The organism is Microbacterium trichothecenolyticum, from assembly GCF_030818955.1.
In the GTDB taxonomy this organism is placed as follows: Bacteria; Actinomycetota; Actinomycetes; order Actinomycetales; family Microbacteriaceae; genus Microbacterium; species Microbacterium trichothecenolyticum_B.
In genome coordinates, this window is sequence record NZ_JAUTBF010000001.1 from 732,386 (window position 1) to 748,084 (window position 15,699).

Annotated in this window: 14 protein-coding genes; 4 read left to right on the forward strand and 10 right to left on the reverse strand. The window is 69.7% G+C overall.

All coding sequences use genetic code 11. From position 1 onward, the window contains the following. Positions 1-99 precede the first annotated feature (99 nt). Together QE412_RS03495 and QE412_RS03500 are read right to left on the reverse strand one after the other, a co-directional pair. A complete protein-coding gene (locus QE412_RS03495) occupies positions 100-1,122 on the reverse strand; it encodes a CNNM domain-containing protein (RefSeq protein WP_307480203.1) in 1,023 nt (340 codons plus the stop codon). Next, positions 1,119-2,516 carry a hemolysin family protein gene (locus tag QE412_RS03500; RefSeq protein ID WP_307480206.1) on the reverse strand — a complete coding sequence of 466 codons (1,398 nt, stop codon included), beginning with the start codon at positions 2,514-2,516 and terminating at the stop codon, positions 1,119-1,121. Before QE412_RS03500 ends, QE412_RS03495 begins: the two co-directional genes overlap by 4 nt. Positions 2,517-2,828: 312 nt before the next feature. Here QE412_RS03500 and QE412_RS03505 point away from each other — a divergent pair, with 312 nt between their 5' ends. Next, positions 2,829-3,170 (forward strand): DUF7882 family protein, encoded by a 342-nt coding sequence (locus QE412_RS03505; RefSeq protein ID WP_307480208.1) that lies wholly within the window; start codon positions 2,829-2,831, stop codon positions 3,168-3,170. Positions 3,171-3,230: 60 nt separating this feature from the next. Here QE412_RS03505 and QE412_RS03510 read toward each other — a convergent pair whose 3' ends face one another. Both QE412_RS03510 and QE412_RS03515 read right to left on the reverse strand, forming a co-directional pair. After that, entirely contained in the window at positions 3,231-4,658 is a 1,428-nt protein-coding gene (locus QE412_RS03510; RefSeq protein ID WP_307480210.1) for a sensor histidine kinase, read from the reverse strand. Further along, positions 4,655-5,329, reverse strand: a complete 675-nt coding sequence (locus QE412_RS03515) for a response regulator transcription factor (RefSeq protein WP_307480213.1) — start codon at positions 5,327-5,329, stop codon at positions 4,655-4,657. Before QE412_RS03515 ends, QE412_RS03510 begins: the two co-directional genes overlap by 4 nt. Positions 5,330-5,475: 146 nt before the next feature. Between QE412_RS03515 and QE412_RS03520 the strand changes: the two genes are divergently transcribed. From QE412_RS03520 to QE412_RS03530, 3 genes are all read left to right on the forward strand, one after another. Beyond that, positions 5,476-5,973 carry a hypothetical protein gene (locus QE412_RS03520; protein ID WP_307480217.1) on the forward strand — a complete coding sequence of 166 codons (498 nt, stop codon included), beginning with the start codon at positions 5,476-5,478 and terminating at the stop codon, positions 5,971-5,973. A 203-nt stretch (positions 5,974-6,176) separates the two neighbouring features. After that, positions 6,177-6,971 carry a hypothetical protein gene (locus QE412_RS03525; protein WP_307480220.1) on the forward strand — a complete coding sequence of 265 codons (795 nt, stop codon included), beginning with the start codon at positions 6,177-6,179 and terminating at the stop codon, positions 6,969-6,971. Positions 6,972-7,258: 287 nt separating this feature from the next. After that, on the forward strand, positions 7,259-7,762 hold the full coding sequence (locus QE412_RS03530) for a DUF3145 domain-containing protein (RefSeq protein ID WP_307480223.1): 504 nt from the start codon (positions 7,259-7,261) through the stop codon (positions 7,760-7,762). 145 nt (positions 7,763-7,907) lie between these two features. On the opposite strand, the gene QE412_RS03535 is transcribed toward QE412_RS03530, so the two are convergent. From QE412_RS03535 to aceE, 6 genes are all read right to left on the reverse strand, one after another. Beyond that, positions 7,908-9,146 (reverse strand): beta-ketoacyl-[acyl-carrier-protein] synthase family protein, encoded by a 1,239-nt coding sequence (locus QE412_RS03535; protein WP_307480225.1) that lies wholly within the window; start codon positions 9,144-9,146, stop codon positions 7,908-7,910. Positions 9,147-9,215: 69 nt separating this feature from the next. Further along, a complete protein-coding gene (locus QE412_RS03540) occupies positions 9,216-9,464 on the reverse strand; it encodes an acyl carrier protein (protein WP_013586517.1) in 249 nt (82 codons plus the stop codon). 69 nt (positions 9,465-9,533) lie between these two features. Next, positions 9,534-10,538: a beta-ketoacyl-ACP synthase III gene (locus QE412_RS03545; protein WP_307480227.1), complete on the reverse strand. Its 1,005-nt coding sequence runs from the start codon at positions 10,536-10,538 to the stop codon at positions 9,534-9,536. Further along, positions 10,535-11,455, reverse strand: coding sequence for an ACP S-malonyltransferase (locus QE412_RS03550; RefSeq protein WP_307480229.1), 921 nt, complete (start codon positions 11,453-11,455; stop codon positions 10,535-10,537). Before QE412_RS03550 ends, QE412_RS03545 begins: the two co-directional genes overlap by 4 nt. An 82-nt stretch (positions 11,456-11,537) precedes the next feature. Beyond that, positions 11,538-12,782 (reverse strand): PucR family transcriptional regulator, encoded by a 1,245-nt coding sequence (locus tag QE412_RS03555; RefSeq protein WP_307487008.1) that lies wholly within the window; start codon positions 12,780-12,782, stop codon positions 11,538-11,540. A gap of 76 nt (positions 12,783-12,858) precedes the next feature. After that, positions 12,859-15,585 carry a pyruvate dehydrogenase (acetyl-transferring), homodimeric type gene (gene aceE, locus QE412_RS03560; RefSeq protein WP_307480231.1) on the reverse strand — a complete coding sequence of 909 codons (2,727 nt, stop codon included), beginning with the start codon at positions 15,583-15,585 and terminating at the stop codon, positions 12,859-12,861. Positions 15,586-15,699: the final 114 nt, after the last annotated feature.

Here is a 15,699-nt window from a genome sequence, read left to right on the forward strand (position 1 = left end):
TTCTCGGCCACGCTGCCTTCTCCTGCCGAGCGGAAGAGCGTGACGACCGCGATGTCGAGACGCTCCCCGCGTCGTGCGCGGCTTCGGCCGCAGCGCTCCTCAGGCGCTCACCGGGGCGAGCTCACCCGGCCCCGGCAAGATCTCCCGCAACAGATCGTCGAGCGTCACCACACCCACCAGTCGCGTGTCGTCGACGACCGTCGCCAGCTGCACCCGGCCGCGGCGCATCCGCGCGAGCGCGTCATATGCCGATGCGGCGGGTTCGAGAACGAGCGGCTCGCGGGTGATGTCGAGGGCCGGCGTCGACGGGTCGATGGCCAGGGTGTCGCGCACGTGCGCGACACGCGAGCTCGCTCCCGTCCCGACGAGGATGCGCAGGTGCGTGGATGCCGCGGCGGCGGCCTGCAGGTCGGCGACGGTCGCGTCGACCCCCACCGCTGTCGGCGTCCGGTCGGTGCGGACGATGTCGCCGACCGTCAGGGTACTCAGGGCGATCGCCTGGGCGATGGGCTCGGAGTACTGCTCCTCCAGGGTGCCCGCTCTGCGCGAGTGCGCCACGAGCTCACGGATGGTGTCGGCATCCTGTCCGCCGGCGGCCGCCTTGTCGACCGGCTCGATGCCCGACGCCTTCACGAGACGGTTGGCGATGTGGTTGATCCAGAGCAGGAACGGTCGCAGCGGCCAGGTCATCGCGCGAGCGAGGATGCCGGTGGCCTTCGCCGCGGTCTCGGGGTGGGCGATGGCCCACGACTTCGGAGCCATTTCGCCGATGACGAGATGGAGGAAGGTGACGACGATCAGCGCGAACATGAACGCGACGATGTCGGCGAACACGGCGGGCAGGCCCCACTGCGTGAGCAGGGGCGCGAGGGCGTAGTCGATCGCGGGTTTGGTGATCGCTCCGAGGAGGAAGGTGCACGCCGTGATCCCCAATTGAGCGAAGGCGAGCATGACGGTGAGTTCGTTGATGCCGCGCAGCGCGGCCCGAGCCGATGCGCTGGTCGCGGCCTGCTCCTCGAGGCGATGGCGACGTGCGGCGAGCAGCGCGAATTCGACGATGACGAAGAAGGCGCTCGCGACGATCAATGCGGCGGTGACGCCGGCGACGGTCCAGCCGTTCATCGGAACGCTCCCTCGTCGCGGGTGACCGCCGGCGTGGCGTCGCGGTCGCGCTCGTGCACCTGCAGCCGTAGGTGCGACGGGACGTGCCGGTCGACTTCGACGACCTCGAGCACGAGCCAGCGTTCGATGTCGAGACCGTGCACCGCCTCCGAGGGGCGCGCGGGCAGGTCGATGCGCACGGCGTCGCCCACCGCCGGCAGGTCACCGTGCTTCGCGATGACCAGACCTGCGACGGTCTCGGCGTCGGAATCGGTGAGGTCGTGACCGATCAGGCGCTCGAGCTCGTCGAGGTGCAGGTCGCCGGGAACGCTCCACGCGTCTTCGCCGACCGACGCAGCCTCGGCGGCGACGTCGACGTCATGCTCGTCGGAGAGCTCCCCGATCACTTCCTCCGTCAGGTCTTCGATGGTCAGGATGCCGTCGAAGTTGCCGTACTCGTCCACGACGCACGCGAGCTCGTTCCGCGTCCGCCGCATGCGGTCGAGGGCGGTCGGGAGAGCCATGGACGTCGGCAGGACGACGGCCGCGCGCATCACCGCCGACACGGGGGTGTCGTCGGTGGGGTTCTCGCGCAACACGTCGATGAGCTCGATGACCCCGACGGGGGAGTCCTCGTCGCCGATGACGGGGTAGCGCGTATGCCCGGTCGCCATGAGCCCCCGCACATCGCCGATCGTGGTGTCGGGTGTCACAGAGTCGATCTGCGATCGCGGGACCATGGCGTGTTCGACGTCGCGTTGCGGGAAGTCGAGGATGCGGTCGATGATCATCGACAGATCGTCGGGGAGGTCGCCGCTGGCGCGGGACTCCTCGATGATCGCCTCGAGATCACGTGCGGTGGCGCTGTCGTCGACGTCTTCCAGCGGCTCGATGCGCAGGAGCCTGAGAAGAGCGTTGGCGGCGACATCGAAGACGGTGATGAGCCATCCGAAGAGCACGAGGTAGATGCGCGTCGGGACGGCGAGGGCGCGGGCCAACGGCTCTGGGCTGGCGATGGCGAGGTTCTTCGGATACAGCTCGCCGAAGATCATCGTGACGACGGTTGCCAGCAGCAGCGCGCCGACGGTGCCGATGATGATCGACACAGCCGGGTCGATCCCGACGCCGCCCAGCAGGGTACCCAGGGACTCGCCGATCAAGGGCTCTGCGACGTATCCGATCAACAGACCGGTCACCGTGATGCCCAACTGGGCACCGGACAGCATGAACGAGGTGCGCTTGGTGATCGCGAGCACGCGCTTCGCCTGGGCGTCACCCTTCTCCGCGAGCGCCGCCATGCGCGAGCGGTCGACCGACATGTATGCGAACTCCTGCGCGACGAAGAAGCCGCACGCGACGATGATCGCCAGGGTTACGATGACGCCCAACAGCAGTGTCAGGACCGCAGCCAGCATCAGATCTCACCCCCTCTCGAAACGAGGGGGCTCGAAGATCGGCCCTCCTGGTCGGTGGAGGTGCGGTGATGGCTCACGGGTTTGTCTCTCGTGGGTCGGGGAATCGCAGATCCCCTCGACCTTATCGAGACGTCGGCGAACGATGCTGGGGATTTGCCCCGACGTGCCCGAGGTGTGGTGACGCAGGCCGTTCTCCCGGCCCAGGCGGTCGATGCGATGGCACAATGGAGATCCCCGCATTGCCTCGCTTCCCGGCGTGGTCCCGCCCTTTGCACAACAGGTACGCTTCGGCGCGCCGGAAAAGGACCAGCTGTGGGACGCCTCATCTACCGCGATCGCGCTTCGTTCGACATCGACGACCGCATCCTCGCCCACCTCCGCATCGTCGTGATGAACAAGTTGCGCCGTAACGAGGGCTTCATGCTGCAACTGCCCGTCAACGAGGGAGTTCGGCAGGCCAGTCTGTGGATCCATGCATCCAACGCTCTGGTGATGCAGTTCTACGGCGGTCGCGAGCCCGCCATCGATCGAGAACTCGTCGACCAGATGATGTACGACGCCAGCGGTGCCGACGGGCTCACGCTCTCGGCGTCCGGGGTCGCCCCGCATCCGGCGCCCGCGCGCCAGCCGGCGGGGACGCGCTCGGCGCGCTGACGGCCACACCCCGGGCGAAGGCCCGCCGCGCGGGCGGACCGGCCGACGGCGGCTGCTCACTCAGGTCGCGTACCGCCCACGCAGGGGGAGCGTGAGCGCGAACCGCGCGCCGCCGGTTCTCGGGGCGTAGCGGACGTCGCCGTCGTGCGCGCGAGCGATTCCCCGCGCGATGGGCAGGCCCAGGCCGACCCCGGTCCCCGCCCGGGCCGCGTCCAGGCGCACGAGACGCTCGAAGATGCGCTCCCGGTCCGCCTCGGCCACTCCCGGGCCGTCGTCCGACACGGCGACGGCGGCCGCGGTCTCGGTCACGCTCACCTCGAGCTCGATCGAGCCACGGCCCCCGGTCGCCCGAGCGGCGTTCTCGACGAGGTTCGACAGCACCTGCGCGATGCGTCCGGCGTCCACGCGCACCGGCACGACGGCATCCGGAAGCACGCTGCACACCCGCACCGAGGGGTGAACCAGGTGCGCGCGCTCGACTTCGGCGGTGACGAGGGCCCGCAGGTCGATGTCGGAGCGCGTGAGATCGAGCCCCTGGTCGACGCGCGCCATCGTCAGCAGATCGTCGACCAGGCGGGATGCCCGGGTGGCCTCGCGGGCGACGTGGGCGGCCAGCATCTCGCGCTCGGGGCCGTCGAGGTCGGCTCGCACCAGGGTGTCTGCCGCGGCACGGATCCCCGCGACCGGCGTGCGCAGTTCGTGCGCCGCATCGGAGAGGAACGCCCGCAGGCGGGTCTCAGCCTGGCGAGCCGCCTGTTCGGCGCCGGTGACGTCGTCGATCATGTCGTCGAGCGCGGCGGCGACCCGGCCGATCTCGGTGTCTGATCGGGTGGGGTTCAGTCGTCGATCGCGATCACCCGCACCGATCGACCGCGCGATCTCGGACACCTGGTCCAATGGCCGGAGCGTGCCTCGCACGACCACGGTCACCGCGACCGCGGCGAGCACCAGGACACCGACCGACGCGAGCGCCATGATCCACCGCACCTGCGCGAGGGTCTCGTCGACGCCGGCGGCGGAGGCCGTGAGCGTCAGCGTCGACCCGTCGCTGAGCGTGGAGCTCAGTGTCACCAGGTCGTCGTCGCCCGTCACCGAGGAGGCCACGACGCGGACGTCGCTCGACGCGGCAGGCGTCGGCACCGACGGCTGGGCCGGACCGGGGCCACCGGGTCCGGGCGGAGAGTGGCGGAGTTGCTCGGGGCTCGGTCCCGCCACGACCGACTCGCCGCCCGCGCTGTCGATGCGAACGGCAAGGCCCTGGTCGGAGAGGCGTTCGGCGAGGTCTTCGTCGTCGACGGTGCCGACGAGTGACGCCGCCGCCGCAGCGCGGTCGCGCAGGCGTTCCTCGATCTGTCCGCGAAGGCGAGCCCCGAGCGCGATGTCGACGACCACCGACAGCACGATCAGCAGCACGGCCACGAGCGCCACCACGGCGATGATCGTGCGCCGACGAACGGAACCGGCGCGCAGGGGGCGCGGATCGCTCACGGACTCACGCTCAGTCGGTAGCCGAGCCCGCGCACGGTGTGGATCAGCCGGGGCCCCCGGGCCTCCATCTTCCGGCGCAGGGCGCTGAGGTGTACCTCGACGAGGTTCGGGTCGTAGTCGTCGTAGCCCCAGACCTGGGTGAGGATCTGCGCCTTCGACAGTGTGCGTCCGCGGCTCTCGGCGAACAGGCGCAGCAGCCGGAACTCCGTCGCCGTCAGATCGAGCACCGATCCCGCACGGCGGGCCGTCGTGGCATCCGGATCCACCACCAGATCGCCCACCTCGATGGTCTGCGGGAGGCGGCCGCGTCGGCGCAGGACCGCGCTCGTCCGCGCGATCAGCTCCGCCATGGTGAAGGGCTTGACCACGTAGTCGTCGGCACCTTCGGCGAAGCCGCGCAGGCGGTCGTCGACCTCATCGCGCGCGGTGAGCATGATGACGGCCGCGTCGCTCGTGGCGCGTACCAGCGGCAGCAACCGGATGCCACTCGGTCCGGGCATCATCCAGTCCAGCACCACGAGGTCGGGGCGGAACGCCTCCAGACGCCCGGCGAGGTCGGTTCCGTCGGGCGCGGATTCGGCGATGAAGCCGTCGGCACGCAGCGACGTCGTGACGGCGACGCGGATGGTCTCGTCGTCGTCGAGGACGAGAACGCGAGCGGGAGATGGCATCCGGCCCACGCTAGGGGTGAACGCTGGACACCGGGTATGCGAACGGCATGGGTTGACTCCGCCGCGATGAGCTTCAGGCTCGCTTCAGTCGCCGTACGAAAGCTGGTTCTCGAGCCGGTGATCGCCATCGGCGCAGAGAGATGGTCATGAACGACGACGACGACAACCCCACCCTTCCCCTTCCGCGAATGGACGACGCGCCCGAACCGTCGCGCCGCTCGTGGAAGCGTCCGGCGCTGATCGCGGGCGCGGTCATCGTGGCGGCGGGCCTGACCGGCGGAACCGCCGCGCTGGCTTCGTCGTCGGGCGGCACACCGGCCCTGACCTCGGCGACCTCGGCGCCGAACGCCGACGGCGTCTCGCCGGGCACTGTCACACCCACGCCCGGTGCCACGCCGACCGCGGCCCCCTCCGACGGCGCACAGCCCTCACCGCCCTCCGACGGCGCCGCGCCCGCAGGTCGGGGTGGCGGTCCGAAGCCGAGCGAGTGCGGTTCCGGTGGTCCCGGCGCGCCGACCCCGCCTGCTGACGGCTCGGCCCCGACCCCGCCCGCCCCGCCGGCTGACGGCTCGGCCCCGACGCCGCCCGCCCCCGGGACGGAACCCGGCACCGGGGCCACACCGCCCGCGCAGTCCGGTTCGTGAGCGCACTGCCGCGCTGACCGCCGCGCCACGCGTCGTGCGTGCAGGGTGCGGTCAGCGCGGTGGGGCACGATCGAAGGGTGGCGAACACCAAGACACGGCCGAGGTCGTCGACCGGGCGCCGGCCCTCGCGCCGGTCGGGGACCCGTCGTCGATCGCGCCGCCCCGCGTCTGCCGTCATTCGGCGACGGCGCGTCGCGATCGGTGTGATCGGTGCACTGCTGGTCGGCCTGGTCGCACTCGCGATCACGCCGCTCGTGGGACTCGTCTCGGCGTGGAACGTCGAAACCCGCCGTGCAGCCATCGACCTCACGTCGTTCGACCCCGGCACCCTCATCAGCGATGCCGATTTCTACGACGGCGATGCCATGACGGCTGACGAGATCCAGTCCTTCCTCGACGAGCAGGTCGGTTCGTGCCGCAACGACTCGTGTCTGAACGTGCTCACGACGACGCTGCCCGCGCGCGCACCCGTGGTGTCGGATGCCACCGGCGAGACCGTGTGCGAGGGATACGACGGTGGCGAGCTCACGGCCGCCCAGGTCATCGACCGCATCCAGCGCGCGTGCGGAATCTCTGCGAAGGTCCTGCTCGTCACGCTGCAGAAGGAGCAGAGCCTTGTCTCCGGCCGGATTGCTCGCGCGCCCGAGCCACGAGAGTTGGGCGCGGCGATGGGTGCGCGGTGCCCCGACGATGCCGCGTGCGACCCCGGGATCGCGGGGTTCGCGGCACAGGTGGCCCAGGGCGCTACGGACCTGAAGTCGTACAGCGCCTCCGACTACATGCGCCAGCCCGGGACGCACTACCTCGCGTACTCACCCGATCCCTCGTGCGGTGGCTCCGACGTGGCGATCACGAACGAGGCGACGGCTGCCCTCTACAACTACACGCCGTATCAACCGAACGCGGCGGCCCTCGCCGCACGGTGGGGGACCGGCGACTCGTGCTCGGCGTATGGCAACCGCAACTTCGCGCTGTACTGGGCCCTGTGGTTCGGCTGACTTCTGTGTCGGTCACGACCTCTCGCGCCGTGCCGAGCCCCGCTCGCGCCGCGGCACAAAGTCGGTCGTGTGCGTAACGTCCGTCCAGAGCGGCGGATGCCACGGAGTTTATGCACATCCCTGACCTTGTGCCCCGCGCGGAACGCCTCGCCGCAGCCGCAGCACGCCCAGGGAATGACAGTGTTGTGATTTCGTTATGAACGAGTGATAATGGCCGGGACAATCGAAAATACGCCGGCACTCCGTCACAGGTCGTAGGGGAAGACGTACCTGACGAAGGAGAGACCATGGCGATCACGTCTTCGCGCGGAGTGATCCTGATTCACTCCGCGCCCCGCGCGCTGTGCCCCCACCTGGAGTGGGCGGTCGGACGCGCGCTCGGCCGCGCCGTGAACTTCGACTGGGCCGATCAACCGGTGCTCACGGGAAGCCGACGCGCCGAGTTCTACTGGGAGGGCCCGGTCGGCTCGGGTGCGGCCCTGGCCAGCGCCATCCGCGGCTGGGAGCATCTGCGCTTCGAGGTGAGTGAAGATCCCACGCCCCGTAGCGACGGTGGCCGGTGGATGCACACGCCCGGTCTCGGCATCCACTACGCCCAGACCGACGCGAGCGGGAACGTCGTCATCGGTGAAGACCGGGTGCGCTACGCGATGGAGATCGCCTGCGGCGATGCCGTCGAACTGCAGCGCGAACTCGACATCGCCCTGGGGTCGGCCTGGGACGAGGAACTCGAACCGTTCCGTCACGCCGGCCACGACCAGCAGATCGTCTGGCTGCACAAGGTCGGATAAGACGTCGGGCGGGGGAGGCGCCACTACCGGAGGCCGGTGATCGCCCCCGGCATCGGGACCGCGTATCCCTCGCCCGATCAGAAGAAACGCCCTCCGGCATCCTCGATCAGATCGAAGGATGCCGGAGGGCGCTCGTCGTGCGGCCTCAGACCGACGCGATGGCCACGACGGCGTTGTGCCCACCGAAGCCGAAGGAGTTGCTGATCGCGAGCTGGTCGCCCGCGCCGAGCTCGATCGGTGAACCGGAGAGGGCGAAGGGCACCTCGGGGTCTTGCTCGGTGAGGTTGATGGTCGGCGGGGCGACGCGGTTCTGCAGCGCGAGCACCGTGAAGATCGCTTCGAGCGCACCCGTTCCGCCGAGCAGGTGGCCGGTGGAGGACTTGGTCGCCGACACGGGGATCTCGTCGATGCGCTCACCGAACACCGCACGCAGCGCCTGGTACTCGTTCGGGTCGCCGACGGGGGTCGAGGTGGCGTGGGCGTTGATGTGCGTGACGTCGTCGACGGACGCGCCGGCCATGTCGAGCGCCATGCGCACGGCACGCGCCGCGCCGCGACCCTCGGGGTCGTTCGCGGTGATGTGGTACGAGTCGGCCGTCACGCCACCGCCGACGATCGAGGCGTAGATCTTCGCACCGCGCGCCTTGGCGTGCTCCTCGGTCTCGAGGATCAGCACGCCCGCACCCTCGCCCATGACGAAGCCGTCGCGGTCGATGCTGGCCGGACGCGAGGCCGTCTCGGGGGAGTCGTTGCGCTTGGACAGCGCCTGCATCGACGCGAACGACGCGATGGTGATCGGGTGGATGGCCGACTCGGTGCCGCCGGCGATCACGACGTCGGCGAGACCGTCGCGGATGTGCTGCACCGCGTTGACGATCGACTCGGTGCTCGACGCGCACGCCGAAGCCACGGTGCGGGCGAACGCGCGGGCGTTGAAGTGCAGCGACAGGTTGCCCGCGGCAGCGTTGGGCATGAGCATGGGCACCGTCATGGGCATGACCCGACGGGGGCCCTTCTCACGCAAGACGTCCCACGCGTCCAGCAGCGTCCAGACGCCGCCGATGCCGGTGGCGAAGTCCACCCCGAGACGGTCGGGATCGATGTCGGGCGCACCCGCGTCTTCCCACGCCTCTTTCGCCGCGACCAGAGCCAGCTGCGACGACGGGTCGAGGCGCTTGGCCACCGGACGCTCGAGGACGGTCTCGGGTCGCACGAGCGCCTCGGCGGCGAAGGTGACGGGAAGCTGGTACTTCTCGACCCACTCGTGCTCGAGGGTGCGCGCGCCGGAGGTGCCGGCCAGCAGGGCGGACCAGCTCTCGGGTGCCGTTCCGCCGATAGGCGAGGTGGCGCCGATGCCGGTGACGACGATGCGGGGTGTGCTCATGAGGTGCGAAATCCTTGCTGCGGACCGATGGGACCTGAGCGGTGGGGGCCGAAGCCCCCACCGGGAGAATCAGGCCTGGTTCGAGGTGATGAACGTGACGGCGTCGCCGACGGTCTTGAGGTTCTTGACCTCGTCGTCGGGAATGGTCACGCCGAACTTCTCCTCGGCGTTGACGACGATCGTCATCATCGAGATGGAGTCGATGTCGAGGTCGTCGGTGAACGACTTCTCGAGGGCGACCTCGTCGGCCGAGATGCCCGTCTCGTCGGTGATGAGCTCGGCAAGGCCGGCGAGAACCTCGTCGTTGGTGAATGCCATGATGTCTCCTGTTGTGTCGGGGATGAGGCCCGATGGGCCCCGATCAGTTTAGGGTTCGATGACGCTGCGTCAGGGAAGCACGACGACCTGCGCGCCGAAGACCAGACCGGCACCGAAGCCGATCTGCAGCGCGAGTCCGCCGCTGAGCTCGGGATGCTCCTCGAGCAGGCGGTGAGTGGCGAGCGGGATGGATGCTGCCGACGTGTTGCCCGTGGTCTCGATATCGCGACCGATGACCACCGTCTCGGGCAGACCGAGCTGCTTGGCGAACTCGTCGATGATGCGCATGTTCGCCTGGTGGGGGACGAACGCTGCCAGGTCGCTCGGCTCGATGCCCGCGGCCTCGATCGCCTGACGGGCGACCTTGACCATCTCCCACACAGCCCAGCGGAAGACCGTCGGGCCTTCCTGGCGCAACGTCGGCCACGGAGCCGTGCCGTCGCGGAACTCGGTGAGGGTGGCGTTCATGCTCACGGCGTCGGCCTTGGAACCGTCGGAGCCCCAGATGGTGGGTCCGATACCCGGGGTGTCGCTGGGTCCGACGACGACCGCGCCCGCACCGTCGCCGAGAAGGAACGAGATGCTGCGGTCCGTCGGGTCGACGATGTCGCTGAGCTTCTCGGCGCCGACGACGACGACGTGCTTCGCGAGCCCGCCACGGATGAGCGCATCGGCCTGACCCACGCCGTACGCGAACCCGGCGCACGCGGCGTTGACGTCGTAGGCTGCGGCGGGGTTCGCGCCGATGCGGTCGGCGACGATGGCGGATGCCGACGGCGTCTGCTTCGGGTTGCTGATGGTCGCCACGATCACGGCGTCGATGTCTTCGGGCGCGACGCCCGACTTCTCGACGGCCTCGCGGGCGGCTTCGGAGGCCAGGTCGATGGCATCCGTCTCCTTGTTCGCGCGGACGCGCGTGACGATGCCGGTGCGTTGACGGATCCACTCGTCGCTGGAGTCGATGGGCCCGACGAGGTCGTCGTTGGGCACGAAGTTCTCGCCGCGGGCAGCGCCGTACGAGTAGATGCGCGTGTGGGCCGGGCCCTGCAGCTGACGGAGGGTGGGGGTGCTCATGCCTGGTCTTCCTTCAGGAGTGAGACGGCCGCGTCGAGGTCGTCGGGGGTCTTCACCGCCACGGTCGGCGTGCCGCGCAGGGCGCGCTTGGCGAGCCCGGTGAGGGCGCCCGCGGGGGAGAGTTCGATGATGCCGGTCACGCCGTGCTCGGCGAACGAGGCCATGCAGCGATCCCAGTGCACGGGTGAGGCGACCTGTGCGACGACGAGATCGAGCGCTCGGCGGCCCTCCGTCACGACGGAACCGTCGGAGTTCGTCCACAGGGTCGTCGTGGGGCCGGAGACCGCGACATCGGCGGCTGCTGAACGCAGCGCTTCGACGGCGGGCTCCATGAAGCGCGTGTGGAACGCCCCGGCGACCTGCAGCGGAATGACGCGAGCGCCGCGTGGCGCCTCGGCCGCGAGTTCGTCCAGCGCCGGCAGCTCGCCCGCGGCGACGATCTGTCCGCCGCCGTTGTAGTTGGCGGGGGTGAGTCCGAGCGCGTCGAGGCGTTCGAGCACGGTCTGCTCGTCGCCACCGACGACGGCGCTCATGCCCGTCTCGACCGCGGCGGCCGCCTCGGCCATCGCCCGACCGCGCAGGCCCACGAGGCGCAGCGCGTCGGCGTCGCCCAGGACTCCGGATGCCGCCAGCGCGGCGATCTCGCCGACGGAATGCCCCGCGACTCCGGCGACGGGCGTCTCGATGCGCTCGTTCAGCGCAGCCCACGACAGCAGGCTCGCAGCGACGATCAGCGGCTGGGCGACGCTCGTGTCGCGGATCTGATCGGCATCCCATTCGGTGCCGGCTGCCACGAGGTCGACGCCAGCTTGTTCGGAGTAAGCGGCGAGGCGCTCACGCGCCCCGTCGAGCTCGAGCCATGGCGTGAGGAACCCGGGGGTCTGCGACCCCTGCCCGGGGAAGACGGCGATGATCACCGTCCCATCCTGCCAAGGATCGAGCGTCGGCTTATGGAGGTATCGACACAGATATGCGGCGTGTCTTTGTGCGAGCCGTGCATCACCGTCCGGCGGACAGGCGCCGACCGGCCGGCCCGCGGCGCCTCGTGGCATCCGTCCCGATCGAGCCGAGGATCAACGCGGTCTGCAGGATCAGCGCCTCGCGGGGGCCCGTGGCATCCCACCCGATGACCTCCGACACGCGCTTCAAGCGGTAACGCACGGTGTTGGGGTGCACGTACAGCTCACGCGCGGTCGCCTCGAGCGAGCGGCCGTTGTCGAGATAGCTCCAGAGCGTCGAGACGAGGTCGGCACTGTGCTCGTGCAGGGGGCGGAACACGCGGTCGACCAGCGTCTGCTTCGCCACCGCATCGCCGGCCAGCGCCCGCTCGGGGAGCAGATCGTCGGCTTCCACCGGCCGTGGGGCGTTGCGCCAGGCGCGCGCGACGGCGAAGCCCGCCAGGGCGGCTCGGGCGCTCTGTCCGGCATCGACGAGAGCTGCCACCGGCGGGCCGAGCACGAGGTGGCCCGACCCGAAACCGGGCTCGAGTCGCTTGGCGATCTCGGTGAACGGCAGTTCTGAGGCGTCATCGCCGTGACGGGCGGGCACGTCAGCGCGCCCCAGCACGAGCACCAGACGCGATCCCTGCACGCCGATCAGCACGTCGACGCCGAGTTTGCGCGCGGTGCGCCGCACCTGGTCGACGTCGAACTGCGGGGGAGTGGTGCCCACGAGCACGGCGACCTCGCCGTGGCCGTGCCATCCGAGCGCGGCGATCCGGCTGGGGAGTTCGTCATCGGCCTCGCCGGTGAGGATCGAGTCGACGACGAGCGCTTCGAGCCGCGCATCCCACAGCCCGCGGGCCTCGGCCGCACGCGCGTACACGTCGGCGGCCGCGAAGGCGACCTCGCGCGAGTACAGCAGCATCGCCTCGCGCACCGTCTTCGAGCGACCCGCGACGCGCTCTTCCATCACCTCGACGGTGACGCGTACGAGCTGGAGCGTCTGCGTGAGGCTCACGCTGCGCAGCAGTTCGCGGGGCGCCGCGGCGAAGATGTCCGAGGCGATCGCGGGAGTGGATGCCGGATCCTCGACCCACTGCGTGAACGACGTGATGCCGGCCTGTGCCACCAGCCCGACGGCTGACCGCCTCGCCGGGGGCATCCCGGCGTACCAGGGCAGCGTCTCTTCGAGGCGCTGGATGGTCGCGGTCGCAAGGTCGCCGGAGATGCGGCGAAGCCAGGCGAGCGTGTCGGCCTTGTCGCGCGCGGCGGCATCGGCCCCGAGCGCCGCGGGGTCGTCCACGTCACCACTGACGCGATCGGGACCGACCCCGCCCGAGAGGGAAGAATCGGTCCCGATCGACAGATCACTCACGCCGTCAGGCCTCGCCGCCCGCGTTGCCGCTGGTGCCGGCGTTGACGTCGTGCAGGCGGTACTTCTCGATCGCCTGTCCGATGACCGAACGGTCGACCTTGCCCTCGTCAGCCAGCGCCTGCAGGGCGCGGACGGCGAGCGAGGGGCCGTCGATCTTGAAGTACCGGCGCGCGGCGGCACGGGTGTCCGAGAAGCCGAAGCCGTCGGCGCCGAGCGTCAGGTAGCGCTGCGGCACCCACTGGCGGATCTGGTCCTGGACCGCGTGCATCCAGTCGCTGACCGCGACGACCGGGCCCTCGGCATCCCGAAGCTTCTCGGTGATGTAGGCCGTGCGGGGCTCGGCGTCCGGGTGCAGGAAGTTGTGCTCGTCGGCGGCAAGGCCGTCGCGGCGGAGCTCCGTCCACGAGGTCACCGACCAGACGTCGGCGACGACGCCCCAGTCGTCCTTCAGCAGGCGCTGGGCCTCGAACGCCCACGGCACACCGACACCCGACGCGAGCAGCTGGGTGCGGGGACCGTCGCCTTCACCGGTCGAGACACGGTGGATGCCGCGGACGATGCCGTCGACGTCCACGTTCTCGGGCTCGGCCGGCTGTACGTACGGCTCGTTGTAGACCGTGATGTAGTACATGACGTTCGGGTCGGAGTGCTCCCCGCCGTACATGCGCTCGATGCCCGAGCGCACGATGTGCGAGATCTCGTACCCGTACGCGGGGTCGTACGAGACCGTCGCCGGGTTCGTGGATGCCAGCAGCTGCGAGTGTCCGTCGGCGTGCTGCAGGCCCTCACCGGTCAGCGTGGTGCGACCGGCGGTCGCGCCGATGATGAAGCCTCGCGCCATCTGGTCGCCGGCGGCCCACTGGGCGTCGCCCGTGCGCTGGAAGCCGAACATCGAGTAGAAGACGTAGACCGGGATGAGCGGCTCGCCGTGCGTGGCGTACGACGTGCCCGCCGCGGTGAACGCCGCGAGGGCGCCCGCCTCGTTGATGCCGACGTGGATGATCTGGCCCTGCGGGCTCTCCTTGTACGCCAGCAGCAGCTCGCGGTCGACGGAGGTGTAGTGCTGACCCTTGGGGTTGTAGATCTTCGCCGTCGGGAAGTACGCGTCCATACCGAACGTGCGCGCCTCGTCGGGGATGATCGGCACGATGCGGTGCCCGAAGTCCTTGACCCGCAGCAGGTCCTTCAGCAGACGGACGAACGCCATGGTCGTGGCGATCTCCTGCGTGCCGGAGCCCTTCTTCGGAAGCGCGTAAGCCGCGTCCCCGGGGAGCTCGAGGCCGACGTGCGTCGAGCGTCGCTCGGGCAGGAAGCCGCCCAGCGAGCGGCGACGCTCGAGCATGTACTTGATGGTCTCGTCCTGGGCGCCGGGGTTGTAGTACGGCGGCTGGTACGGGTTCTCTTCGAGCTGCGCGTCGGTGACGGGGATGTCCATCGCGTCGCGGAACGACTTGAGGTCGTCCAGCGTCAGCTTCTTCATCTGGTGCGTGGCGTTGCGGCCCTCGAAGTGGGGGCCCAGACCGTAGCCCTTGATGGTCTTGGCGAGGATGACCGTCGGCTGCCCCTTGTGCTCGGCCGCAGCCTTGAACGCCGCGTAGACCTTGCGGTAGTCGTGGCCACCGCGCTTGAGGCCCCAGATCTGCTCGTCGGTGTAGTCCTTGACGAGCTCGAGGGCGCGGGGGTCGCGACCGAAGAAGTTCTCGCGCACGTAGGCGCCGTTCTCCGCCTTGTAGGTCTGGTAGTCGCCGTCGGGCGTGGTGTTCATGAGGTTGAGCAGCGCACCCTCGGTGTCGCGGGCGAGCAGGTCGTCCCACTCACGGCCCCAGACGACCTTGATGACGTTCCAGCCGGCACCGCGGAAGAAGCTCTCGAGCTCCTGGATGATCTTGCCGTTACCGCGGACGGGGCCGTCGAGGCGCTGCAGGTTGCAGTTGATGATGAAGTTCAGGTTGTCGAGACCCTCGTTGGCCGCGACCTGCAGCTGACCGCGGCTCTCGACCTCGTCCATCTCGCCGTCGCCGAGGTAGGCCCACACCTGCGAATCGCCGACGTCCTTGATGCCGCGGTTGGCGAGGTACTTGTTCGACATCGCCTGGTAGATGGCGTTGATCGGGCCGAGGCCCATCGACACCGTCGGGAACTGCCAGAACTCCGGCATGAGGCGGGGGTGCGGGTAGGAGGGGATGCCGTTGGGGGCCTGCGACTTCTCCTGGCGGAAGCCGTCGAGCTGCGCCTCGGTGAGCCGGCCCTCGAGGTACGCGCGGGCGTAGGCGCCGGGGGAGGCGTGGCCCTGGATGAAGATCTGGTCGCCGCCCGAGGGGTCGTCGAGACCGCGGAAGAAGTGGTTGAAGCCCACTTCATAGAGGGCGGCCGACGAGGCGTAGGTCGAGATGTGGCCACCGACGCCGATGCCGGGGCGCTGCGCGCGGTGCACCGTGACCGCGGCGTTCCAGCGGATCCACTTGCGGTAGCGGCGCTCGAGCTCCTCATCACCGGGGAACTCCGGCTCGCTCTGCTGCGAGATGGTGTTGATGTAGTCGGTGGTCGGAACCATCGGCACGTTGAGGTGCAGTTCCTTCGAGCCCTTCAGAAGGCTCAGCATGATCTCGCGCGCGCGGGCGGGGCCCTTCGCCTGGACCAGCTGTCGCAGGGATTCCTGCCACTCCCCGGTCTCTTCCGGGTCGCTGTCCTGCGGCCCCTGCGAATACGGATCCTGGTCGTGAACAGTCACGGAAGACCTTTCGTCGTCTGGCAGGTCATGCCAGAGAATCGCCATACGAGTGCGGCAACCCTTGTCTGCTCCGCACAATCAACCATCGTCCACCCTAGCGAGTCGCGGGGACAT